Origin of the sequence: Fodinibius sp. Rm-B-1B1-1, from assembly GCF_038594945.1 — a bacterium.
GTDB lineage: Bacteria > Bacteroidota > Rhodothermia > Balneolales > Balneolaceae > Fodinibius > Fodinibius alkaliphilus.
In genome coordinates, this window is sequence record NZ_JBCFYD010000001.1 from 283,899 (window position 1) to 309,193 (window position 25,295).

Annotated in this window: 23 protein-coding genes, 1 tRNA gene and 1 riboswitch; of the genes, 16 read left to right on the forward strand and 8 right to left on the reverse strand. The window is 42.6% G+C overall.

Annotated elements, in window-relative coordinates:
* Positions 1 to 211: 211 nt before the first annotated feature.
* Together AAFH98_RS01310 and AAFH98_RS01315 are read right to left on the reverse strand one after the other, a co-directional pair.
* A complete protein-coding gene (locus AAFH98_RS01310; RefSeq protein ID WP_342520861.1) occupies positions 212 to 4,672 on the reverse strand; it encodes a translocation/assembly module TamB domain-containing protein in 4,461 nt (1,486 codons plus the stop codon).
* Positions 4,672 to 6,597: a BamA/OMP85 family outer membrane protein gene (locus AAFH98_RS01315; protein ID WP_342520862.1), complete on the reverse strand. Its 1,926-nt coding sequence runs from the start codon at positions 6,595 to 6,597 to the stop codon at positions 4,672 to 4,674. Before AAFH98_RS01315 ends, AAFH98_RS01310 begins: the two co-directional genes overlap by 1 nt.
* A 183-nt stretch (positions 6,598 to 6,780) precedes the next feature.
* On the opposite strand from AAFH98_RS01315, the gene AAFH98_RS01320 reads away from it, so the two are divergent.
* The 5 genes from AAFH98_RS01320 to crcB all read left to right on the forward strand — a co-directional run bounded on the left by AAFH98_RS01320 (position 6,781) and on the right by crcB (position 10,698).
* Positions 6,781 to 8,049: a M14 family metallopeptidase gene (locus tag AAFH98_RS01320; RefSeq protein WP_342520863.1), complete on the forward strand. Its 1,269-nt coding sequence runs from the start codon at positions 6,781 to 6,783 to the stop codon at positions 8,047 to 8,049.
* A gap of 120 nt (positions 8,050 to 8,169) precedes the next feature.
* Positions 8,170 to 9,090, forward strand: coding sequence for a cation diffusion facilitator family transporter (locus tag AAFH98_RS01325; RefSeq protein WP_342520864.1), 921 nt, complete (start codon positions 8,170 to 8,172; stop codon positions 9,088 to 9,090).
* A 9-nt stretch (positions 9,091 to 9,099) separates the two neighbouring features.
* Positions 9,100 to 9,678 (forward strand): SCO family protein, encoded by a 579-nt coding sequence (locus AAFH98_RS01330; protein ID WP_342520865.1) that lies wholly within the window; start codon positions 9,100 to 9,102, stop codon positions 9,676 to 9,678.
* Positions 9,675 to 10,157, forward strand: coding sequence for a copper chaperone PCu(A)C (locus AAFH98_RS01335; protein WP_342520866.1), 483 nt, complete (start codon positions 9,675 to 9,677; stop codon positions 10,155 to 10,157). The genes AAFH98_RS01330 and AAFH98_RS01335 overlap by 4 nt, the downstream gene beginning before the upstream one ends.
* Positions 10,158 to 10,230: 73 nt before the next feature.
* Positions 10,231 to 10,301: riboswitch (Fluoride riboswitch) on the forward strand.
* A 28-nt stretch (positions 10,302 to 10,329) separates the two neighbouring features.
* Complete coding sequence (crcB, locus tag AAFH98_RS01340) at positions 10,330 to 10,698, forward strand: fluoride efflux transporter CrcB (RefSeq protein WP_342520867.1); 369 nt, start codon at positions 10,330 to 10,332, stop codon at positions 10,696 to 10,698.
* Between the two features lie 13 nt (positions 10,699 to 10,711).
* Here the strand turns inward: crcB and pafA are convergent, their stop codons facing one another.
* Positions 10,712 to 12,358, reverse strand: a complete 1,647-nt coding sequence (gene pafA / locus AAFH98_RS01345) for an alkaline phosphatase PafA (RefSeq protein ID WP_342520868.1) — start codon at positions 12,356 to 12,358, stop codon at positions 10,712 to 10,714.
* Between the two features lie 140 nt (positions 12,359 to 12,498).
* Between pafA and AAFH98_RS01350 the strand changes: the two genes are divergently transcribed.
* Positions 12,499 to 13,113, forward strand: coding sequence for a TlpA family protein disulfide reductase (locus tag AAFH98_RS01350; protein WP_342520869.1), 615 nt, complete (start codon positions 12,499 to 12,501; stop codon positions 13,111 to 13,113).
* 109 nt (positions 13,114 to 13,222) lie between these two features.
* Positions 13,223 to 14,473: a 4-hydroxy-3-methylbut-2-enyl diphosphate reductase gene (locus AAFH98_RS01355; RefSeq protein ID WP_342520870.1), complete on the forward strand. Its 1,251-nt coding sequence runs from the start codon at positions 13,223 to 13,225 to the stop codon at positions 14,471 to 14,473.
* On the opposite strand, the gene AAFH98_RS01360 is transcribed toward AAFH98_RS01355, so the two are convergent.
* From AAFH98_RS01360 to AAFH98_RS01380, 5 genes are all read right to left on the reverse strand, one after another.
* Positions 14,470 to 15,477 (reverse strand): CdaR family protein, encoded by a 1,008-nt coding sequence (locus AAFH98_RS01360; protein ID WP_342520871.1) that lies wholly within the window; start codon positions 15,475 to 15,477, stop codon positions 14,470 to 14,472. The genes AAFH98_RS01355 and AAFH98_RS01360 overlap by 4 nt on opposite strands.
* Before the next feature lie 50 nt (positions 15,478 to 15,527).
* Positions 15,528 to 15,830, reverse strand: a complete 303-nt coding sequence (locus AAFH98_RS01365; protein WP_342520872.1) for a DciA family protein — start codon at positions 15,828 to 15,830, stop codon at positions 15,528 to 15,530.
* A gap of 14 nt (positions 15,831 to 15,844) precedes the next feature.
* Positions 15,845 to 16,978, reverse strand: a complete 1,134-nt coding sequence (recF, locus tag AAFH98_RS01370; protein ID WP_342520873.1) for a DNA replication/repair protein RecF — start codon at positions 16,976 to 16,978, stop codon at positions 15,845 to 15,847.
* 79 nt (positions 16,979 to 17,057) lie between these two features.
* Positions 17,058 to 18,344, reverse strand: a complete 1,287-nt coding sequence (gene eno, locus AAFH98_RS01375) for a phosphopyruvate hydratase (RefSeq protein WP_342520874.1) — start codon at positions 18,342 to 18,344, stop codon at positions 17,058 to 17,060.
* Positions 18,345 to 18,478: 134 nt separating this feature from the next.
* Positions 18,479 to 19,315 (reverse strand): hypothetical protein, encoded by an 837-nt coding sequence (locus AAFH98_RS01380; RefSeq protein ID WP_342520875.1) that lies wholly within the window; start codon positions 19,313 to 19,315, stop codon positions 18,479 to 18,481.
* A gap of 200 nt (positions 19,316 to 19,515) precedes the next feature.
* Here AAFH98_RS01380 and AAFH98_RS01385 point away from each other — a divergent pair, with 200 nt between their 5' ends.
* From AAFH98_RS01385 to AAFH98_RS01425, 9 genes are all read left to right on the forward strand, one after another.
* On the forward strand, positions 19,516 to 19,908 hold the full coding sequence (locus tag AAFH98_RS01385) for a hypothetical protein (RefSeq protein WP_342520876.1): 393 nt from the start codon (positions 19,516 to 19,518) through the stop codon (positions 19,906 to 19,908).
* An 18-nt stretch (positions 19,909 to 19,926) separates the two neighbouring features.
* Entirely contained in the window at positions 19,927 to 20,790 is an 864-nt protein-coding gene (gene prmC, locus AAFH98_RS01390; RefSeq protein WP_342520877.1) for a peptide chain release factor N(5)-glutamine methyltransferase, read from the forward strand.
* A gap of 394 nt (positions 20,791 to 21,184) precedes the next feature.
* Positions 21,185 to 22,636, forward strand: coding sequence for a chromosomal replication initiator protein DnaA (gene dnaA / locus AAFH98_RS01395; protein WP_342520878.1), 1,452 nt, complete (start codon positions 21,185 to 21,187; stop codon positions 22,634 to 22,636).
* Between the two features lie 3 nt (positions 22,637 to 22,639).
* Positions 22,640 to 22,999: a dihydroneopterin aldolase gene (gene folB, locus AAFH98_RS01400; protein ID WP_342520879.1), complete on the forward strand. Its 360-nt coding sequence runs from the start codon at positions 22,640 to 22,642 to the stop codon at positions 22,997 to 22,999.
* The gene (gene folK, locus AAFH98_RS01405) at positions 22,987 to 23,475 is read left to right on the forward strand and encodes a 2-amino-4-hydroxy-6-hydroxymethyldihydropteridine diphosphokinase (protein WP_342520880.1); all 489 of its coding nucleotides are present in this window, start codon (positions 22,987 to 22,989) and stop codon (positions 23,473 to 23,475) included. The genes folB and folK overlap by 13 nt, the downstream gene beginning before the upstream one ends.
* Positions 23,476 to 23,477: 2 nt before the next feature.
* Positions 23,478 to 24,119: a deoxynucleoside kinase gene (locus AAFH98_RS01410; RefSeq protein WP_342520881.1), complete on the forward strand. Its 642-nt coding sequence runs from the start codon at positions 23,478 to 23,480 to the stop codon at positions 24,117 to 24,119.
* A gap of 5 nt (positions 24,120 to 24,124) precedes the next feature.
* Positions 24,125 to 24,385 (forward strand): hypothetical protein, encoded by a 261-nt coding sequence (locus AAFH98_RS01415; RefSeq protein WP_342520882.1) that lies wholly within the window; start codon positions 24,125 to 24,127, stop codon positions 24,383 to 24,385.
* Positions 24,386 to 24,460: 75 nt separating this feature from the next.
* Positions 24,461 to 25,006 (forward strand): tetratricopeptide repeat protein, encoded by a 546-nt coding sequence (locus AAFH98_RS01420; RefSeq protein ID WP_342520883.1) that lies wholly within the window; start codon positions 24,461 to 24,463, stop codon positions 25,004 to 25,006.
* Between the two features lie 78 nt (positions 25,007 to 25,084).
* A tRNA-Leu gene (locus AAFH98_RS01425) sits at positions 25,085 to 25,169 on the forward strand.
* The last annotated feature ends 126 nt before the right edge of the window (positions 25,170 to 25,295 follow it).

The window sequence follows — 25,295 nt, forward strand, 5'->3', positions numbered from 1 at the left end:
AAAACGGGATCAACAGTAGCTAATCTATCCCTAAAGGTTTTACTGATTGAGATATATTATCAGCAGATCCCGACATTAGAATGTCGTACTCTATGACATTATGATGTCGGACCCCCTGACATTAGGATGTCCGACCCTAAGACATTACAATGTCAGCCACCAAGACATTAGTATGTCAGACTTTATGTAAAGACTATACCTGCTGCAATAGTTAATAATCATAATTCCACCTAAGATCTACGCCCTGACGAATATTATTACCCTGTCGCAGAATAAGCTTGAGGTCTTTGCGCAGCATATACTCCAGCAAAAATCCAGTTTCCGGCGTTGACCCCGTAATTACATTCTGGATCGCAAAAAACACTTTAGGATTCAGATACCAACCTGTTGTAATAGAAGTCCCCGTTTCACCACCGGCCCGCGTGTTGTCAATTTTCACCACGTCAATTCCAAGCTGGCGGGTAGCAAGTGCTTCAACACGATCCAGCAATACATCCAAAGCCACATCAGCCGCCGTAGTATTACTACCCGAACTGGCCACTACCTGCTTCCATGAATCAAGGGCGTAAAACGGCTGACCAAAGAGAGTATAGCTGATAATATTCTCGAGCTCCATTGGTGGCTGGCTTTCGTACCTGAATTTTGGATCCTCTACAGTCCCCTCAATGATATACCAAATCACAATTTCTTCTTGCGTCTGCGGTGGCTCATACCGGCTTCGGATATTAACCTGGGGATTCTCGGGATTACCACTAAATGTGACCACGCCCTCTTCAATATCAAACTCTTTGCCAAAAGGACGAGCATATCCGCTAGCTGCATTCATTGATCCAAACAATTGCAAATCCTCTCCACTTTTCTTAGCCAAGTCCAATTCCCCGGCCAGCTCTACCTCCATCTCCAGATAACGCTCATTTTGGATAAAAAACCGTTCATTAAATCCAATATCCATATCAAGCGCAAGAGAATCGTAAACGCTTACCGAAGGCCCAACCTCTTCCAACGTATCAAGTCGAACCGTTTCAACTGATTTTTCCCCAAAATTATCCAGCTTCACAAAGCCCCTTAATACATCCAAACTGCCCGTCACCCTCGGATTTGTCAACGAACCTTTTGTTTGAGCATCAAGATTTATTACGGCATTGTATTGTGAGGTATTTGCTACCCTAAAACTTTTTGCCCGCATATTGATATTCATATCCCCGGGTACCAGCTGCTCTAAAGCCACCGTACCATTGGCATTAAACGTACCATTTCCACTTTGAGCTACCAACCGAGAAAGTCGTAATTGATCAGGAGTAAAAGTAATTTCTGAGTTTATATTATCTATTGTAATACCTGCTGGTACCAATCTAAAACGCCCTTTATTCAACGACAGATTTCCATCCGTTTTCAGATCATCCATCGTCCCTTTCACCTGTACGTTTCCATTTAAACGTCCCCGCACATCCCGAAGCAGAAGAGGATCTACAAAATCGTTAATTGCCCGTAAGTCAAAATCATTCGTTTCTATATCTATGGCAATACGATCTTTTTGTTCTGGAAGACCTACCTCAAATGTCTTCATATCAATAAATAGCGGAAATTGAGCATTAATTTCTGCTGCAGGCTGGTTTAACGACATCACTGTAGCATCCATAGATAATACTTCATCCACATGCCGGTAATTCGCTCCAGCCGTAATAGAATCGATAGCTACCCCAGAAAGTACCGCATTTTTGAGGCTCACATCCGCATCAAATTCAGGATCTCCGGCCGTACCTCCCAAGGTTCCCCAAAATGATAATATACCCTGCGTTTCTGTTTCAATAGCTTCATCAAATAAACTGTTAAATCGTTCAATAGAAATATCCCATACTCGCAAATCCCCCGATATAGGTTCATTAAAAAAAGCCTCCTCAAACTCTTGGGGATCACCCAATTTAAATGGCAAGTTTGCATCTCCGCTCATCAATTCTTCGCCCTGATCTTTTAAGGATAGGGTCCCCTCTAATCGTTCCTCTGCAACGCTCGCTGATACTAAGAGCGAATCAAATCCTCCCCCTTGAAATGACACTTCCGAAAGCAAAGCATGACCGCTTGCTTGTAAGTCAGTCCCTTTACGATCGATGTTAAATTGTCCTGAAAGAACACCGTCAAAATAGGTATTGCCAAAAAAGCTACTTTGAATCACAGATACATTAAGCCCCTGTCCCTTCACAAATCCCTGTTGTTCATCAGCACTCAAAGTAGGAATTCCCATCTCTAAAAAAGCCCCATCACCCGATGATATCCGCAAGGTATCCAACTGTAAACGTTCGTTTTGATACTCCAATCCAAAAGACTCTTCAAGCGTAAGAGTCCGATAGTCACTAATAAAATTCAACTCATTGGTATTTATGGAAATAGCATCAGGTGCTATATCATAATCGCCAGACTGTTCAATTCTTCCCTCTGTAGCACTTGATAACTGGAAATTATACTGCCCCCTGGCCGTGCTATCTAAATAACTACCCTGGGTTTGAATTTGTAGATTCTGGAGGGGTACCCCCGAAAAAGAGGGTTGCTCCAGCTCTACATCAGTATGATAGCTAAGTGTATCACTGAGATGGATATCAACAGAACCTTTTGCACGGTCGGTCATAAACAACGTATTATAAGCCACATTGCTTAAATCGACATTGCCTAAAAAATGTAAATCCTGATTATCTATAGGACGCAAAGTCCCCGTTATATTGCCCTCGGCTCGCAGTGTATCAACATAGGCCAACGGAGCCAGTACTGATAAATCTTTCACGTCCAAGTCCAAGAATAGTTCATTCTGTTCGTCATATAAATCCAACATATTTAACCGAAGGCTAAACGCCCCGTCGCTGATGCCGCTTTGCAGCCGAGCACTATCAACCTTGGCAACACCATCACGAATACCAAAATCTGCTGAGATAGTATCTAATAGCTCACCATTAATAATGGACGAATCGACTTCTACAGACGATTGCAACTGCATATTGGCGGGATCAAAACCGGTTCCCCTTCCCTTGAACTGACCATTTATAGCTGTACTAAAATTCTGCTGCTCAAGGAACATGCCAAGATTAAAATTCTCCGTTTTTAGCTGGTAGGTATACGAAGGCAAATCATCCAGACCTTGCAATGAGGCAACCATCTCAATAAAGCTATCCCGGATTTTCATCTGACCATCAGCGCTAAAGGTATTGCTGCTAACTTGTCCTTTAACCCGAGCATTCGAAAGCTGGTACCCCAACATACCTCCCTCTTCCATTTCCAACGAATAATCCCAAGGTTGCTGGGCGGGATACCAACCCGGGCCGCTTGCTTCTACTTTAAAGTTCAGCTTACCATTGTAGGTCGTATCCTGTACCCAATAGCCGGGATTAATATTCTCACCAGTGATATTAGTTTTTAACTTTGGGTTATCTACCCAGATGTTTGCAGCCTTAATATCAGCCGTAACATGCTGCTGGCCTTCCGTTGCAGTAAGCCCCAGTGCTATTGACTTGTTTTCCATATTTGCATTTCCAGACAGTTGCTGCAAGCGATACGGTTCATATATAATTTCCTTGGCTGAGAAACTCATTTTTCCTGCACTGTTATCCAAATCACCAAGATTGACTTGACCATCAAATGTCAGATTAAACTGATCCAATCGCGGATAGGTTGAATCAGCCAGTAACGTTGCCAAATCCACCTTTGAAGCCGACGCAGTCACCTCTTGCACAATGAACTCTGAAGGCCATGCGAAACGACTCTCGAGGCTAAACGCTTCAAGCCCCTCGGCCTGCATAGCCAATGATAGAGTAAACTGCTCAGGATTTCCCTGCATCGACAAGGAGACACTTACATCCTCACGCAGGGGATACTCGTCCATAATCGCTCTTATATCTTGCCAGTAAATAGGATTCGACTGAATATCAAACTGTATACTGGTATCAGAAACGGAAGCAAATCCATCGGCCTCTACCACCGACTTTCCAGTTGCCAGCATAAGCTGCTCAAGGGTTACGCGCTGCTCCTTTGCTGCTGCCGACGCTTGGAATGCAATACCTTGGTCAATATTGGTTTCGTTGATATAAAAAGCTAAATCCCGCAACTCCAGGTTGTAATCGTTACCATCAAATCCAAAACTACTCGCTACATCTAATTGATCGATTGTATAATGCGAACCTATTGGCAGGCTATCAGATTCTACGGAAACATTCCCCTCATTTAACCCAAAGTCCTGGACTTGGAATTTCATCATTGGTGAGGCCGTTGTATCGGATGATTCAACAACCAGACCTTCTACATTCCAGTGTCCCTCATGCTGCCTCAGATTAACATGCGGACGATAAACCTGTAACTCCGATACTTCAATCTCTCCCCCTAAGAGGGTTAAAACATTATATCTTGTGTGGATAGAATCGATAGTTGCAATCGTATCCTGTTGCTGCAAAGCAATGCCCGAAAGCGTCACTTCTTTCCATAGATCCCCAGACAATCGCTCAATGGAAAAATCTGCATTGAGCTGACTATTGGCCATATCTACAATAAAAGTACGGGCATAGTTTTGAACGAATTCTGTTTTCAGAGAAAGACGCAACACCAATCCCAATACCAACACCGCAAAAAATACCCACAGGAAGCGCATTCCCCACTTTTTGAAACCACTATGTTGATTGTTTTGCTCGCTCATTAAAATGCTTGACCTATGCTAAAATGAATACCAATACGCTCCCATTTGCCACCGTAATCAGTACCTTGATAAATGTTCAAATCTCGCTCGGTGGGATTTAATTTATATCCCACATCGATGCGTACTGGTCCGATGGGCGATTGATAACGAAATCCACCTCCGACACCAAATTGAACAGGCCGCCTGCGAATACGTGCAAACGTCTCCCAAAGCTGTCCCCCATCAAAAAAAGCGGCCATCCCAAGCCCATCAATCAAAAAATTCAATTCTTGGCGTAGCTCTATATTAAATCCGAACATGGCACTTCCACCACGCGGCACATATTGTTCAAAGCCTGTACTGTCGGTTTGAGCATTCTTCGGCCCCAGCTGATTACGGTACCAACCCCGTACCGAGTTCGTTCCTCCCAGGTAATATCGAATATTGCTGGGCAATGAATCAGATTTAGCACTAAATATGGCCCCACCCTTTAGACGAGTAGCCAACATAGTTGAGTTTCCAAGACGAGTAAAACGACGAATATCTGCCGATAGTTTTTGGAAGCTATAAGAAGCAAAACCAAAAAATCCAGAAAGTTCAAAATAAGGCTGAATAACCCATCCTTCTTGCTGACGGCCGTACCCCTGGCTGTAATATCCACTCAGCTGCAGGGAGGATAAGTCATATTCCAGTGTAGAATCCGGCAAGGTGGTATCAAAACTACGTGACAGCTCTTGGTTTTTGGTAAATTCATGGGAGGCCGATGCCGTCAGATTCTGGCTATAACGATAAATAAAACTGTTCGTAACACCAGCCCTAAACAGTTCGTAATTACTTTCTAACATGTGCTGACCAAAAGGTGAAATAACCACACTGCTCTTGGTATTATAGACATAAGGAAATAAATAATTGATTGTTGCAAATTGTTCAATAAACGAAGCCCGTGCCGTCGCATTAAACCGGTGTGCCCGGTGACCTACATTACGATGTGTCCAGCTAACCTGTCCGCGTAACTTGTCTTCGGTCCCAAAACCGGCTAACAGTTCTACCGATCGTTTTTCATTTTCACGAACACGCATTATCAAATTCAGGGTTGAATCTTTGGGCTGATCAGGAATACTTATAGTTGCAAACCGAAATAGATGGTGGTCAAAAATCTGCTGCTGAGCCTCCTGCAATTTGTCCATACTATATCGTTCTCCCCTCTTTAAATCAGCTTCGAGCATCACATAATCTTTGTCAATACTCTCGATCCCTTCCACCTCCACCGAGTCAATATATGTTCGTGGTCCCAAATCAGATTGGATGGTAACATTTGCCGTTAATGCTGTGGAATCAATATCAGCCTTAATATTGACCTCCGCATACGCATACCCCATATTCTTAAGAACATCCGTAAATCGTCCTACCACCTCCGGCTCTTTAATCATTTCATAGCGATTATTTTTTTGGTACGGGTGATCCCGTTGTGTTCTTTGATAAGCTGAACTTGCTCGAACATCTTTAACATGTTGCGTCGCTCCCTCAACCTCATATACTAAATCTGCTATCCGGATTGGCAACTGTTCCTTAACCCTAAAAGTAACTTCCTTTTTCCACTCTTTATTTTTTGTTTGAATACTATAATTGACCTTCACATTAATGAACCCTCGACGTTGATAATAATTTCGAATCCGTATTACATCACGTTTTATCTCCTGCTCATCCAGCTCAAATCCCGTTTTATCCCAAAACTTCAACTTTTCCCCAAAACCGGGCGCCTCAGTAGCGACTTGGTTTTTAAGCACCATATTGGAATACGTTTTATTCCCTTCGAAGGTAACCTCCCACACTTGCGGATGAACCTCACTCCCATTATTAGCACGTTGTGCAGTAGTTGTAGTCACTCCCGCTACCATACAAATGGTGAATAGCAGTACATATTTTTCCAAGCCCAATAGCCGCACGTGGTTTTATCTGTGATTGAATTTTTATGTTTCGATATGATCAAACAGGATAACCAATAATAACATTTATTGATCTTCAAACGAAGTCTATCATTCTTTATTCCCTGTATCAAAAAATGATTTTAAGCATTTTGAATAGTACTTTCGATACCAAGAATAAAGTAAAACTATTAAACGTAATTCATGGCAACATTCAATAAGATTCTGCATGCTTTAATTTTCTTTTCGTTCCTTATATTGTTCTGGGGATGCTCAACCTCTGGCGAATTTTCGGGCTACTCATATGATCCCGAAGGAGTAACAGAAACCTCAGATAAAGAAACAAACCCCCATTATACCCGTGTTATTGGCGTAAATGATGGGAGCATATGGGTAAGCAATGATTTTCCGGGTGCTCGGATGAATGACTTCTATCAAGTCAACGACTCACTGTATCGCGTTACCATCAATCCCGAACGCGATGCTATTAATAACAGCCCGTGGTATGCTTTTCAAATTTGGAGCACCCAACCCGATACTATTGATCTACAACTAACATACGAACACGGCACCCATCGATACCTGCCCAAGCTAAGTAATGACGGCAAACACTGGCAAGCCATAGACAGCACCAGTTTTTCAACTGATACAACAAATGGAACTGCTACATTAACGCTTAATCTCAAAAAAAAACCGCTTTGGGTATCGGCTCAAGAACGCTACACCGCGGATAAATACCAACAGTGGTTCGATTCGCTATCACAAAAGCCATTTATAACGCCAGATACCGTCGGCTTTTCGCACAATAACCATCCTATTGTAAAACTAAATATCAGTAATACAGATACCAGCAAGCCACGTGGTGTTATGATTATTACCGGCCGCTTGCATCCTCCTGAAGTAACGGGAGCTCTTGGGGCAGAAACATTTATCAATGAACTTTCTTCCGATACAGAACTGGCTCGCGATTTCAGAAATAACTTTGAAATCTTGGCATATCCGTTTGCAAATCCCGACGGCGTACAACAGGGACACTGGCGCTATAATGCTCGAGGCGTAGATCTCAATCGCGACTGGGAGCATTTCAATCAGCCCGAAACACGTGCTATTCGCAATGATTTATTGCCTCTAAAAAATGATAGTCTACGCAAAGTCTATTACGGAATTGATTTCCACTCAACAGATGAAAACCTTTTTTATCCCATTAATCGAGAGGAAAAAACGTTTCCCGACGATTTCACTTACCAGTGGATCGACTCCCTAAAACAGGAGTTCCCCAAATATCCCATCGAAGTAGAACCCTTTCCACCGAATTCTCCAATCACCAAAAACTGGATTTTCCACACCTTTGGTGCCGATGCTGTCACCTACGAAATCAGCGATAATGCCCCGCGTGACAGCATGCACACGGTTACCCGTGAAAGTGCACGAATCATCATGAAACAATTGCTTGAAGAAAAACAAAAGCATTAACTCCGTAGACTTTGTATGTCTATAGCATATACTATCGTTCATGATTTCTTTATCTTCGATTGCTATAATCATCATTATAAAAATACTCTTAGCCTGCTATCTGATTTATAAAACTTAACAATGGCACATTCACACAACCACGGACATCACCATCATCACCACGGCGAAGACCAAACAGAGGGACGCCTGTGGATATCCATCATTCTCAATTTTACTATCACCGCTGCTGAATTTATCGGTGGAATCATCTCCGGAAGTTTAGCTCTACTCTCCGATGCCCTGCATAATCTGAATGATACCACCTCGCTGGGTATCAGCCTTGTTGCTCGAAAAATTTCTAAAAAAGAAGCCAACCGCGATAAAACCTTTGGCTACAAACGAGCCGAAATTATTGGAGCTTTTATCAATTTAATTACGCTCGTCATCATCGCGCTGTTTTTGATTAAGGAAGGCATCGAGCGATTCTATAATCCCCAGCCCATTGACGGCATGGTGATGTTCATCGTAGCCATCATTGGGCTATTGGGAAATGTCATAACCGCCATCCTGCTATACCGCGACTCTAAAGAAAATCTCAATCTCCGCAGTGCCTATATCCATATTTTATCCGATGCCTTTTCATCGGTTGGCGTTATCATTGCTGGCGTACTTATCCTTTGGTATCAACTGTACATCATCGATACCATTTTAACTATCATCATCGCCGGATACATCCTGTGGCAAAGCTACTACATGCTACGACAGACTATCAATATCTTAATGGAGAGTACCCCGACCGATATCGAAATTCCCAACGTTCACCAAGCTATGACACAAATCAACGGCGTGCTCGATATCCACCACCTCCACGTGTGGCGACTCGATGAAAAAAACATCCTGCTTGAAAGCCACGTTGTTATTGACGAAGACGACATGGGACAAATGGAATCCATAAAATCAGCCCTAAAAGAACTTCTCAGCACCAATTTTGATATCCACCACTCCACCCTCGAATTCGAATTTGAACCCTGCGAAGAACACCACGAAAGTCCCTGTAACTAAACCAACACTATGAGCTCTACCCTCAAATTATTTTTCACCGCCCTTTTTATTCTTGCATCCATCACAGCATGTGGACCAGATGCCCTTTACGATCTTAGCGGCGATACCCACCAGCTTCGCAACACTGACAGCACCCTCGTTAATTTTCCCAGTGACTTCAAAGGCGAGCTCTCTCTCATCACCTTCATCTACACCAACTGCCCCGATGTGTGTCCCGTCATCACCGCTAACATGACCAATATCCAGCGCGCCCTCGACGACACCACCGACATCAACTTTATCGAAATTAGCTTCGATCCCGACCGCGATTCCCCCACCGCCCTCAAAAAATATAAAGACCTCTACAACCTTAACCAGCAATTTACGCTGCTCACCAGCTACCCGAACAATAGTGACGCACTGCTCGACAAGCTCGACATTATTGCCCAAAAAACCTACGCCAACCCAGACAGCAGCAACTACGATATGCGGCACTCCAACACCCTCTATCTCATGGACCGCAATGGCTACATCCGCGCCGAATATCCCGCACACCGCGTCACCCCCGAACATGTCAAAGACGATATAAACTACCTCCGATCAGAATGAAATACCTACCCCAACTTTTGCTCATTCTACTTTCTGGCTGCTTCCTGTTTTTGGGATGTGGTTCTGAGTCGAATTCTTCGAACGACTCCAACTCAAAGCAAGAAGTCGTTCTCGGCAAAATAGCCCTCGACAACGGCTGGGCACGTCCCGGTTCACAACAAGCTAAAAGCGCGGCATATCTGCGTATCTCCAACGGCACCGCATCCCCCGATACCGTGCTTTCATTCAGTAGCGATATTGCAGAAAGCGTAGAACTGCACGAATCTATTGAAAACAACGACGGTACCACAAGCATGCGTCCCGCCGGGCAGCAAGTCATCAAAGACGGTGACAAGCTACTGCTCGAACCAGGCGGACTGCATCTAATGCTCATAAACCTAACCCAAGATTTAGCCGTTGGCGACTCGCTCCAACTTTCCATCGACTTTGCAAGAGTAGGCACAAAAAACATTACCGTACCTATCCAAATACAGAATTAATATCTACCATCCGATGAGACCTAACAACAAGCATCCGCTTGTGCCATTATCTATAAACTCCTATTATCACGTCAGTAAAAACGGCGATGGAGTTCGCCTTCAACCGTTCCGACTACTGTCGGAGCTGATGACTCCTGTTTAATTTAAACGGATTAACCTAACAGCAGTCATCATGCTACAATCCATATTAGCAGTCGGTATCGGCGGATTTCTGGGAAGCATTGTTCGCTATCTCATCACCCATTATGTTACCCTCAACGCCCAATCCTCCTTTCCCTTTGGAACCATCACAGTAAACTTGGTGGGCTCATTTTTGATCGGCGCTATCATTGCCATGGCCTTGGGAAATGATCTTAGCCGAAACATGAGAATGCTTCTTGCCACTGGCTTTTGCGGTGGCTTCACCACTTTTTCTACCTTCTCCTATGAATTCTTCGCTCTCCTCGAAAAAGGATACCATGGTTACGCTTTTCTCTACGTTGCCACCAGCCTAATATTGGGGCTTGCCTTCGTCTGGCTTGGCTTTTATTTGATAAAATAAATACTGCCAAATATTACTTCTCGAACTGCAGAATGTTAGCCTCTGAACCACTGGGCAGAGCAATATTTAACATATTCGAAACTGTTGGCGCAATTTGTGGGATTGCCGTTTTCTCTGTAGTACTTCCTTGCGGCACGCCCCATCCGTAAAAAATGAGTGGTACATGTGTGTCGTAATTATAGGGCGATCCATGAGATGTTCCCGTTGGGTAATCCGAGTCGAGCCAACCCGATTTAAGCTGAACAAATACATCCCCTGAACGACCATAATTAAATCCATTTTGATACATCATCTGCTGACCGCTGTTGTAGTTTTTGTATTGCAAATTATGCGCGGTATTTGTTGACAGCACCCCTTCAAACTGCAGCAAAAAGTCTGCAGCTTTATCCTGCATAACTTTCAGCGAGAGTCCTTTTTCCTTCACTAAATCCCGATCTAAATACACCTGTTGATTGGTATAATCTTCGATCCAATCCTCATCGCCGAACTCAGTAGTAAGAAACTCCGAAAGCTCATCAACAGCCGTATCACTGTCGAAATATCCCCCGGGTAAATCCTTGTCAACCAGCTCCTGTGGAACGTCTACCGCGCCATGATCAGAAGTCAAAAATACCATGTAATTTCCTTTGCCAACTTTTTTATCCAAATGGTCAAGCAGGCCGGCAATATCGCGATCAAGACGCAGATAAGTATCCTGCAACTCGATAGAATGCGGACCATACATATGGCCTACGTAGTCAGTAGAAGAAAAACTTACGCTCAGAAAATCGGTAGCATTACCCGTACCCAGCGACTCTCCGTCAACTGTTGCTTTCGCCAGCTCGGCAACCAAGGTATTTCCAAACGGTGTTGAACTAATAATTCCATATTCATTGCCACGATTGGCACCTAAATCATGCGGAAATACCGGATTATCCTCATTCTCAAATGTACCTTCATACGGGGTATCATCTTCGTTACTCTCTGTATATTGATCGATAGGGAGCAACGTTTGCCACGTACTATTGGCAAACTCTTTAGCCAATCCTTTGTCATTAAAATTCTGAATCCAGTTGGGCAACTCATTTACATACCACGAACTGCTTATAAAATTTCCAGATGCTGCCTCATACCAATAGGCCGCATCCCCAAGGTGACCCGTCGGCAATACCGCACCACGATCTTTAATAGAAACGCCAATCACTTTGCTCTCGGGACTGGCCGTTTTGAGCTCATCGGTAACAGTTGTACTTATCAAATTTTCAGGGGACATCTTCCCGGCATCGCTATCGGTGCCCACCGGCGTAACCGTTGAATCGGACACTACATACATGCTCTCGTCAATATTGCGATCATACCAGGCATTCCCAACAATCCCATTCACCGAAGGCGTAGCCCCACTATAAACAGCCGCATGTCCCGGACCGGTATAAGTCGGAAAATAATTAAAGTGATGGTTTTCAAAACTGTATCCCTGATTAACCAATCGTTTAAAACCATCGTCTTCGAACTTATCCCAATACAACGGGATGTAATCGTAGCGCAGCTGATCTACTACAATTCCAACTACTAACTTGGGATTATCAGCCGCTGATTTCGTATTATTCTGCTGGGCCCATCCGGCTTGAGCAACAATCAGCATTATTAACAATATGCCGCAAAAAAATCTGATCAATTTCATGGTCACCTATTTTTGATAATATTTTCTAAGAGCAAAAAGGTAAGTGGTTTTAAGTAAAGATCGAATTATGATTCTATAAAATAATTTGTAGCCTTGACCGTAGTATCACCCTTATCATTTCTGTTGTAATTTATTATATCATGACGAAAGAAAAATCCTCAAACACATGGAAGCAATCACTTATTGAGTGGGGAGCCATTTTCGCCATTGGCGCTATCCTCTATGCTACGGGATGGCATACCGAAGTGCTCGGCACCCTGCAGCGTGGAATGCTTTGGACCGGCCTTTTTGATGCGGATACCTCCAAAATTGCTACGACTGAGGGCCCCATGCTTTCGGAACGTGATTTTCGCTTTCAAATGGAGACTTCAGATGGAAATACCGTTTCTCTAAGTAATTTTCAAGGCGATGTGGTATTCGTCAATGTTTGGGCTTCGTGGTGCCCGCCCTGTGTGGCCGAAATGCCAACCATCGAAACGCTCTACGAGAACGTAAATAGTAAAGAGAATATCCGTTTTATTCTGTTATCGATGGATGAGGAACAACAAAAGGCCGTCAATTTTATGGAAGGAAAAGAATTATCCGTGCCGTATTATTTCCCAGCTTCCGGCCTCCCGACAGAATTTCACAGCCAATACCTTCCAACCACGTATATCATCTCAAAACAGGGACAAATTATTTACAAAAAAGAGGGTATTGCCGACTACAGTTCACCAAATTTTACACAATGGATGCGGGAGCTTGCCCAACAATAATCTCCCAAAATTCAACGTGGAATATTACCTTCCAAATAACTGTTATTGGTGGTGATGTTTCGCGATCAGCTCCGTATATTTAGTAGCTAAATTAAATCCATTAGATTTTATGGCTCGCAAGAAATTCAACATCCCCGATATTTATCAATCTCCCATCATCCGCAAGGTCAAAGATGCCAATAAAGTGATGGATCCCACCAAAAAGGATCTTGAGCCAAGCATCCTCGATTTTGGTCCCGTGCGGTTTTTGGTACCCCGACATTTCGGATTTTGCTACGGCGTCGAAAATGCCATTGATATAGCCTACGACACGGTTGAAAATTATCCGGATAAAAATATCTACCTGCTGAGCGAGATGATTCATAATCCCACAGTCAATGAAGACCTGCAGGAACGAGGGATAGAATTTCTCTTTGAGACTGATGGTACGGAGCTCATTCCCATAGAATCGCTCGATGAGGATGATATTGTTATTGTACCCGCTTTTGGGACGACCATCGAGATACAGGAAAAGCTTAAAAAACAAGGCATCGATCCCTATGAATATAATACCACATGCCCCTTTGTTGAAAAAGTATGGCGACGTGGTAAGCAGCTTGGCAAAAAGGGATATTCACTGGTCATTCATGGCAAACACCGCCACGAAGAAACGCGTGCTACATTTTCGCACAGTGCTGATCACTCGGAGTGTGTAGTGGTTTTAAATCCGGAAGAAGCACAAATTTTGGCGGACATCATGACCGAACAACGACCACTTTCGGATTTTGAGGAGCACTTTGGTCATAAAAGCACTAATGGGTTTGATCCCATGAAAGACCTTGAGCATTTTGGAGTCATCAATCAGACGACAATGTTGGCAACGGAAACCGAAGAGGTAATGCAGATATTGAAAGAAGCCGCTATTGAAAAGTACGGTGAGGCTGATATTCTGGACCACTTTGCCGATACCTCAGACACCCTCTGCTATGCTACAAACGAAAACCAGTCAGCCACACTTGCCCTGGCCGATACCGATGCTGATTTATCGATTGTGGTAGGCGGATATAACTCTTCCAATACCATGCACTTAGTTGAGATTCTGGAAAAGGCTTTCCCGACCTATCACGTGCGCGATGCTGAGGAGATTGAATCGCCCAAGAAGATCCAACATTTTAATCAGTGGGATAAAGAGTTGAAACAAACTGCTGATTGGCTGCCTACGGAGGAAACGCCGCTTGATATCGGAATTACCTCAGGGGCTTCTTGTCCTGATGTACTGGTAGATGAGGTGATACTGAAAATACTGGATTACTTTGAAAATACGCGCAGTGTAGACGAAGTTATCAAGCCATTTGAAGAAGAGCTCGAAGAAGTAGCCTAACTTTCCAAAACAATATAATAGGCTACGCGACGGGGTTGGAATGAACGCAACTTGATATAATATTTTTCTTCTCGCTGCGTAATTTCGGGCGTTATAAAACCAGTTGAGTCTTCCAGAATCTCTTGGTAAGGCACATATACCTCAAAAGGGTTCTCATCTTGAATGTCAGTATACTTATCGATGGGAATATCGTACTTAATCGTAAGAGCAATGGGACTATAGCTAACGACACGATCTGGCGGCAAATTACGGGTTGTAATATTCGCTTTCACCTCTCCCTCGGTATATTGCGCTACATCAGCACTAAACTGCACCTCATCGTCAGAAAGGCTAATTAAATTACCCGATGATGCTAAAGGCACAGTCTCAGAAATATTACTACTAACATTCTCTACCTGTACCGAATCAGTAGCCCATTCTGTAATATTTTCGATAATTGCTACCGCCCCATTAATAGTAATACTATCGGGGGTAATTTCTGGTGGACTTATAAAATCGTACTGATCTCGAAATGAGATCTCTACATTTGATCGAACAGGTACTTTCTTGGATATGCGTTCATCAAACTTCACTGACAATATCTGTGGCTGTACTTTTTGGATATTTACATCGGGCAGCGCATTCATCTGCTGCTGTACCTGATCAAATAAATTCACCTGGGCATCATTCACATCAATATTGATTGAGGGTGGATTGTTGTAAAGATTAATGAGCTTCCATCCCTCTCCGGTTATGCTCACTGTTGCTGTATTGGGGATATCTTCTACCAATGCCTTATCATCAGGTACTGATCCCAACTGTATCGGAAGCTCCAGGCTTAGCGTATAATCTCGACTCAAATTTACCATCATCCATAAAGCCATCGCCAAGATAAATGCCACGATAAACACAATAATGCGTTCGCGGCCCACTCCTGCAATTTCATCCTCATTAGATTTTTGCAGAAGCGACTGCCACCACGACAGTATCTGCTCTCTGTATTCCTCAAATTTTGAAGTATCCATAACGATGTTCCAAATCAGTCATTGGTTGACGTAACAGCTGACTCAATATATCACGAGCGAACTACAATCTCCTTAATAATTTTCTCTTCTATCTCATCATTCAACTTTTTAGCAATGCTAAATCGCTTCATATGAATTTCCTGTCGCCATGCCGGATTTTTAACATGCACGACCAAATTACCATGCTCAAAATGGACATTCTCGGTCTGCTCGGCAATACGTTCTCCTACCGTTTGCTCCCAAAGCGACAATATCATCCCCCGCTTTAAGCGCTTACGGTGCGGGTAATCATCCAAAAAATCTTTGAGCGCATCCTTCAGTAACTTTGGCTTATTTGATTTAAAACGTCCCATAACTAAAATTTTGGTTACGGTTTCGCAATAGCCACATTGCCTTGCTCTACCTTATACTTCCTATTCTGTTCCCCATCAAACGTTACATAATCATCAAAGGGAATGGGATTTGCCGCTGTCACAAATGTTTGTCCGGCATGCTCAATAAGTGCATTTAAAAGCACCTCGGTACGTTGCGCATCCAGATCACCAAACACATCATCTAACAAAAATATTGGCAAATCGTCCAGTTCATCCGAAAAATACAAAAGCTGGGCCAGTTTCAAAGCAAGCGCAAATAATCGATGCTGACCCTGTGACCCAAACTTTCGAAGCTCAAAGTCATCCAAATAAAACACAATCTCATCGCGGTGTGGCCCTACCAATGTTAACTCGCGCTCAATTTCATGATCCAGTTCTTTTTCAAGTTCTGCCCGATATCGCTCCCGAACTACCTCCACATCTTCCGAAGGCTCACAAAATGTTTCGTACTTAAGATCTGGTTCGTGCCGCATGCCCGAAATCGCCTCATATTCCTTGGACAAATACTTCTGAAACTGATTGAGAACTTCGGTTCGCTTGGCCGCAATCCGTGCCCCATAATCTACAAGCTGCTTATCCCAGGGTTCAAGGTAAGCTGTAAGTACTTCCCGACTTCCTCGGAAGTCCTGTAATAGTTTGTTGCGCTGCTTCCGTACTTTGCGAAAATCTAAAAGGTCTTGCAAATAGGCCGGTGAGATCTGACTGATAAACGAATCGATAAATGAGCGGCGCTCTTTAGGCCCCTCGCTGGTTAACTTTTTATCGGATGGCGAAAGCACCACCACCGGTACCATGCCAATTAAATCAGACAAGCGATCGAGCGGACTTTCGTTGACAAATATCTTTTTTCCTTCGCCCCACGAGTATGAACATCCTACATCAAAATTAGACCGAATATTGCCCTCAAAATGCCCCTTAATCATAAAAAAGGTAGCATCCTGACTTACTACATATCGATCACTGCTGGATACAAAACTACGGCTCATGCACAGGTAGTGGATGGCATCAATCAAATTTGTTTTTCCTGCCCCATTTTGACCGATAATAACATTCATATGCGGCGCCCACTCTACCACAGTTTCCTCATGGTTTCGGAAGTTCTGCAATTTTAAACTCGTGATTTTCATCCGCACGTTTTATTTCAAGCTAAAAAAATAGCGCGGGCTCATGCCCACGCTATAATACTCTTACGATATTTTTATGGGGTTAAAAACCGAAGGCGTCACTTCCCATAAAGATTGCGTTTTCTCCAAGCTGCTCTTCGATACGCAACAACTGGTTATATTTTGCAATACGATCAGTACGGCTCATCGAACCCGTCTTAATTTGTCCAGCATTGGTAGCAACCGCTAAGTCAGCAATAGTCGTATCTTCCGTTTCTCCCGACCGGTGCGAAATTACAGCTGTATAATCATTTTTATGGGCCATCTCGATAGCATCGAGCGTTTCAGTAAGCGTACCAATCTGGTTAACCTTAATCAGAATTGAATTGGCAACACCCTGTTTAATTCCACGCGCCAAACGCTCGGTGTTAGTCACGAACAGGTCATCTCCTACCAACTGTACTTTATCACCGAGAGCATCCGTAAGTTTCTTCCAGCCATCCCAATCATTTTCATCCAATGCATCTTCAATAGAAACGATGGGGTATTTATCCACCCAGCTGCTCCAGAATTTAACCATATCTTCACTGGTGCGCTCACTGCCATCACTCCAGCGGAACTCATATACTCCTTTGTCAGCGTTATAAAATTCTGCAGTTGCGGGATCAAGAGCAATCACTACTTCATCTTCCGGCACATACCCTGCTTTTTCAATGGCATTTAAAATTACTTCTACCGCCTCTTCATTGGAACTCAAATCAGGTGCAAATCCCCCCTCGTCTCCAACAGCCGTACTGTAATTTTTATCGCCTAATACTTTTTTCAGATGGTGGAAGATTTCGGAACCCATTCGCACTGCTTCCGAAAATGACTTCGCCCCATTAGGCATAATCATAAACTCCTGTAAATCCACATTGTTGTCGGCATGCGATCCACCATTGATAATATTCATCATCGGTAGTGGAAGTACTTTCGCATTTACGCCACCAATATAGCGCCAAAGTGGTAATCCCAACGCATTGGAAGCTGCATTGGCTACGGCAAGAGAAACACCTAAGATCGCGTTGGCACCTAAATTTGCTTTATTTTCGGTCCCGTCAATTTCGAGCAACAGATTATCAATTTCGACTTGGTTAAATACCTCGAGGCCTCGTAGTTCATTAGCAATAACGGTATTTACATTTTCAACCGCTTTGGTAACTCCTTTGCCCAAATAATGATCAGAATCAGTATCTCGAAGTTCAACGGCCTCGTACTCTCCTGTTGATGCTCCTGATGGTACAGCAGCCCGGCCCACCATATCATTCGTTAAAATAACATCGACTTCTACCGTCGGATTTCCTCTTGAATCAATAATTTGACGGCCAATAACTTCTTCAATAAAACTCATTGTAGATATCTATTTGTTCTTGTGGAAATGATAGACAAAGGTACAAGGTTTTTCTTTACTGATAAAGAGAAAAGAAAAGGCTAATCGATCGTTCCAAGATCTGACAAATGAACTGCGCACCTGTCCTTAAGAGCTTACCACATACCACCAAAAGTGAACTTGATTTGCGGAGTCCCAAAATATTTTTGAGCCTCAAAAAATGGATTGCGCTCTCCATCTTGAACTGCAATCGGTTCGCCATTTTCATCATAACCAAACGGTCGATATGGCTCCATCATCTGTAAACCTTCGCTGAAATAGTAGAAGAAATATCCAAACTCGATAGTTGTCCGTGATTTAAACTTACTACCCAAATCAACACCTATTTTTAACGCCCCGCTATAACCCCACCGGGATTCCCCTTCTCCCCAACCACTAAAAAAGTCATTGACCCGTTCAACCGGGGCTAAAAATCCACCCGGTGTTACCTGGAAATCACGAAATCCATTAGCATTATTATTATCAACCAAATAGGGAAAAGTAAAAGCAAGTGCGGGGCCACCCGATGCACTTACAAAAACACGCATGTTATCTTCAATCTGGCGGGCAAACACTCGCTGTTTAATGCCCAACAAGAATGGAAATCCCAACGCCCGCTTGTACTTGTTTGGTATAATTTGTTGACCTGTTAAAAAGCTCTGGAAATTTTGTTCACTGGCATCCCTGATCCCTGTAATTCCGGTGCGAAAAGTAATTTCGGTATATGGGGCTACCATACGTCCATAAGTTCCACCTATACCAAAGCCAAAATTGTTAACAAACACATCGAAACCAAGACTATTGCTATAACCTTCCGACAAAGGTGTCTTTGGATTGGCCCTTTCCACGACATCGGGCTCTTCGATCTGTGCCATTGCCGCATCAGTCCCAACTCCCAGAAAAGATATTACAACTACGACTGCAACAATATTTTTCGAAACAAATTTTATCATAAAGAACTACCCTTGTCTAAACTTAAGCTACTTAATAAAAGGTATTAGTATAACTAATCGTTCGAACTAAAAATTATGTAAATAATTTCTATAATTAATTATTTACAAACCTTCAAACAAATTTGACTCTAAGTTAATAAAAACTTTTATTCAGGCTCGTTACAATCTTATCAATTTTTACCAATAGAAGTTAACATATTATGGCTACAGTAAGCAAGTATCTTGTTTTTGGGCCGGCAGATACATTACGTAGAATGCCCGAGAAGCTTTTTAACGATATTGAGCCTAAATATTTATACAAATACGACTCTTCTGACAATGGGGACCAGGTTCACGTTGCAGTATATGAAGAGTATGAAAAGCAGATAAACTCCAGCGTTACTCTTACCTGTATTATTGAGTTTACCGGCAAGCAAAACCGGTTTGAACTTAAGAAAACGGGTGGACGTATGGGCTTTCGAGGAAGTTCACTCGATGAGGAAAAACGTACTATTGATGATGAAGTAACGGACTTCATTTTAGACTTCAGTAAACGTTTTGGCCTTACTGTTCAGCAGGAGAAAGAGCAAGAAACTGAAGAGAGCGACTCATAATAATTTTATTATTGTATAATGAGTAGAAAGGTTGAGGAATGGACGGTCCTTTCCATGCTGGAATGGGCCACTGACTTTTTCGAGAATAAAAACATTCCCGATCCGCGCCACAGTATTGAATGGCTACTGGCCGATACGTTAGATATTAAAAGGCTGGATTTATATCTGAAATACGATCGGCCACTCTCTCCTCAAGAACTTGATGCGTTACGACCGATGGTCAAACGTCGTGCCCAGCACGAACCGCTGCAATATATTGTAGGTTTTACCGATTTCATGAATGCGCGCATTTCGGTTAACGAAAATGTGCTCATTCCACGAATCGAAACCGAGCAGCTGGTAGAAATTCTCCTCGATAATCACGGATCCCGTCAAGCTCTCTCTCTTTTAGATATCGGAACAGGCTCGGGATGTATTCCCATTGCCATAAAAATGGAACAGCCTGACTGGAACGTTTCTGGGATTGATATATCTGAGGATGCACTAACTGTTGCGCGAAAAAATGCTACTCAAAATGACGTTTCAGTTAATTTTTCACTGGGTGATATTTTAACTCCTTCAGGTATCAATGCAACAGAATCGCTCGATATCATTGTATCTAACCCTCCTTACATAAAATCCGAAGAAAAAGATATGCTTGAACCGCAGGTCAAAGAGTATGAACCTTCCGAAGCACTATTCTTTGATGACCTGCAAAAGATGTATAAAAGCATTATCAATTTTGCCTACCAACACTTATCACCAAATGGATATTTATACTTAGAATTACACGAAAAATACAGTGACGAGATCCTCGACCTTTTTGATACCCAAAAATGGTCTGCGCGAGTTGAAAAAGACTATGATCAAAAACCGCGATTTATTGTTGCTAATCGCAATTAATTCTCACTTATTTTCATCCCTCCTATTACAATAATTAAAAAAATATAATAGAGTAATTTCTCCAAAATACCACTGTGGATAACTTGTGGAAAACTTTTTATGGGGTGTTTTTTAGATATAACCTAACCGTAAAATCTGTGTTAGCACAACATTACGCACTGTCAAGTTAAATTTGATAGAAATGTGCATAAAATACTAAATCATTGCGTGCCATGCACTTACAATGTTTAGAGCAATGTGGATAACTTTTACCAAAGCGGTGAATATTTTTTTGACATCTGTCTCCTAAATTATCATCTTCGTTTCACACAAAACAAGGGGCAGCACAAATCCGTGTGGATAACTGTAAGCATCCTAATCAAGAACTTTAATTTATAAACGAGGTAAAGGGACGTTGAGTAATATTTCTTCCGAGGCTGCGTGGGAACAGTGCTTAGAAATAATTAAGGATAATATTAGCTACCAAAAGTATAAGTCATGGTTTGAACCTATCGAACCAATAAAACTGGAAGAAAATACGCTTACCATCCAAGTTCCCAGCCAATTCTGGTATGAATGGTTGGAAGAGCACTATTATGGAATGTTGCGATCTACACTGGCTAAGGTATTAGGCGATGACGGAAAGCTCGAATATTCTGTTGTGCTCGAAAAATCTGATGGCAATACGGATAACCGATCGGTGCGTTTACCGCAGCAACCAATGCCTCCCGAAAACAATCAAGGGCAGGATATTAAAGGGTACTCAGAATACAGCCCCGGAAAGATTGAAAACCCATTTGTTATTCCCGGTATTCAAAAAACAAAAATCGATTCTAACCTAAACTCCAGCTACGTTTTTGACCGATATATTGAAGGGGACTGCAACCGGTTAGCGAGATCGGCGGCAATGGCTATTGCAGAAAACCCAGGAAGTAGTTCGTTCAACCCATTCTTTATATATGGGGGCACCGGCCTTGGTAAAACGCACCTCATTCAAAGTATTGGCAACAGAGTGAAACAAGAACATGGGAATGAGCTGGCGGTACTGTATATATCATCAGAAAGTTTTACTAATGAATTTGTACAAGCCATCCGAAACAACCGCGCCAGCGAGTTTACTATGTTTTATCGACAGATTGATGTATTAATTGTCGATGATATCCAATTCTTTAGTGGTAAAGAAAAAACCCAGGAAGAGTTTTTTCATATTTTTAACGCCCTGCATCAGGATGGGAAACAGATCATCTTGAGTAGTGATCGGGCACCACGTGAAATTCCAGATATCGAAGAACGTCTTATTTCTCGATTTAGCTGGGGATTAAGTGCCGACCTACAAGTCCCGGAATATGAAACGCGGTACGCTATCCTGGAGCGCAAAGCTTCTGATAATGGTATCGAGCTATCGCATGATGTACTTGAATTTATCGCTCACAATTTTAAGTCAAATGTCCGTGATCTTGAGGGAGCTATTATCAAGCTTCTTGCCTTCGCCTCGCTACAGCACGTAGATGAGATTGAGCCGCAAATGGCTAAACGTGTATTAAAGGATATGATTCAAGAATCACAAACCACTATATCAATTGAACAAATACAGGAATACGTTTGTGATTACTTTGGCATCGACACCAATAAGGTTCGAGAAAAAACCCGCAAACAGGAAATTGTGGAGGCTCGCCAAATTGCGATGTACCTGGCAAAACAGTTTACAGATTCGAGCTTGAAAACGATTGGGCTGCATTTTGGCGGTCGCGATCACTCAACGGTTATCCATGCCATATCAACGATTGAAGAGCGCATGCAAACCACCCCTAAGCAAAAGCGCATTGTTGAAGAACTGCACCAGAAAATAGAGGTCTCGACCCTGTAAATCATGGACACCCTGACGATAAAAAGCCTTCGTTTTAAGGGATACCACGGATACTATCAGCAGGAACGAGAAGAAGGCAACAATTTTGAGATCGATCTTACCTTTCATGCTGATTTGCGTAATGCCGGTGATAGCGACAGGCTTGAAGATACTATTGATTATCAGCAGGTACTTAAAACTGTTGAGTTAGTAATGAAAGGCCCCTCCGTAAAGCTTATTGAGACATTGACCAAGCGAATAGGTGATCAGCTTTTTGAGCAATTTTCAGATGTTCGACAGTTGAAAGTCGCTGTTCGCAAGCTCAATCCTCCCCTAAACGTAGAAACCGCTTACTCCGAAATTCAAATGCAATGGCAACGGTAGTTGTAGCACTTGGTTCAAATGTTGGCGACCGCCACCAGCACCTGCGGGATGCCGCCAATTTTTTAGCGGATCTTTCTGAAACCAATCTCCAAAAATCATCTATCTACATAACAGAACCGGTGGGCCCATCAACGCGCGACTTTTTTAATGCTGTAGTTGCTATGACTACTGAAGATAAGCCTCGTACTCTCATCAAAAAGTTTAAAACCTTTGAACACGAGCATGGACGAGCGGCCAGCCAGCCCAAATGGAGTGCCCGAACCATCGATTTAGACATTATTTCGTACGGCGACTTGGTGATTCAAACGGATAATCTTATCATTCCACACCCGGAATATCACAAAAGACGGTTTGTACTTGAACCTTTGGCTGAAATTATGCCGCAGTGGTCCGATCCCGGAACAAAACAAAACATTGCTGAACTTTTGGAAAAAGCACCTGAGCTGCGACTCCAAAAAACAGACTTACGCTGGTAACTATGAAAAACGACTTCGATTTTATCGCTATTGAAGGCGTCATTGGTGTGGGAAAAACATCATTAGCCAAACTTTTGACCGAACGCCACAACGCACGACTGGTGCTGGAACAATTTGAAGAAAATCCCTTTTTGCCTAAATTTTATAAGGATCGTGAGCGCTATGCTTTCCCAACCCAGATGTCGTTTTTAGCAAGCCGATTCCAACAACAGCAAGAGATGCTGAGTAAGGATCTTTTCCAGCAAATGACAATTTCGGATTATATTTTTGAAAAAGATCGTATTTTTGCCCGGCTCAATTTAGAAGATGATGAACTTGCCCTGTATGATAACATCTTTAAAATCATGTCCAGTATTTCGGCTCAACCCGATCTGGTCATCTACCTGCAGTCAAATGTAGATCGACTAATGAAAAATATTCAGGAGCGAGACCGAGATTACGAACGTGATATTTCTCGTTCATATTTGGAAGAGTTAAGCGATGCTTACAATCATTTCTTCCATCATTACAATAAATCACCTCTTATGATCATTAATACATCAGAGATTGATTTCGTAAGTAATGAAAAACATTTAGATTATATAGAAGAACAAATTTTCAATCAGCCTATTCGCAGCAATACGCACATTCACATCACCGATTAGAGGTAATGATTTTACGTACTATTTTATTCTTTTTGCTGATGTACCTTTTGATCAAGGTTATCAGTCGACTTTTTCTGCCATCCAATAACAATAAAAGCAGAAAGGGACCGAGCTTTTTCTACCAGATGTACCAACAACAGCAAAATAAAGGTAAACAAAGCTCACAATCTGGAAATTCATCACAACAGCACTTTGAGCAAATCGAAGAAGCTGAATTTGAGGATATTACGGAAGACGAAAAACCGACCTCAGAATCATCTGATTAACGCTTTAATATTCCTTATCTTTTGGGGCGTTATTAAAATGGAATTTCTACTTAACTACCAAAGAAGCTATTTTTCATGAACTACGAAGATCAGCTTGAAGAAGGATTATCGCTACTGGAAGAAGGGGACTTTGACCATGCATTGGACATTGCTCATCAACTTCAAAAGAAAGAACCAGAATACTCTGACGGTTTTCATTTAGAAGGATTGGTTTTTCAAAAATTAAACCAGTGGGAAAAAAGTATTGAAGCCCTAGAGAAAGCAATTAATCTCGAAGATGAAAACAGTGGCTACTATAACTTGCGCGGCTTCGCAAATATGCAGCTCGAAAACCTCGATCAGGCTATTGAAGATTTCGACAAAGCCATTGACCTGGACGACTCACCAGCTGCACACCGCAACAAGGTGCTGTATATGATCATGAATGGAGAAGCCAGCAAAGCCAATGAGTACCTGTTAAATCGCATTAAACAAAACCCTAAGGACGTGGAAAACTGGATCCTGATGGGCGACTTACTGCAACGTGCCGGACAAGAAGAGAAAGCAATGGGCTTCTATCAGCAAGCGCAAAAAATGGATCCGGACAATGAGTATATCAAAGAACAACTTGGTAATGGCTAAGAGCTGAATTTTAGGCTAAATTTTGTTTCAACTATCGGGATTATACCCTATATTTGAGGCCTTGAAATTTTGAGTACTGCCCTGGTGGCGGAATTGGTAGACGCGCTGGCTTGAGGGGTCAGTTCCCATTTTGGGAGTGCTAGTTCGACTCTAGTCCAGGGCACTTATAAAAGCCGTAACGCATTAACAATCAATGCGTTACGGCTTTCTTTATTTTCGGTAAAAGTATTTGAGCACACTTCCCCCCATTCTCCCGTTTACACCATCTCATCTATCATTCTATTAATGA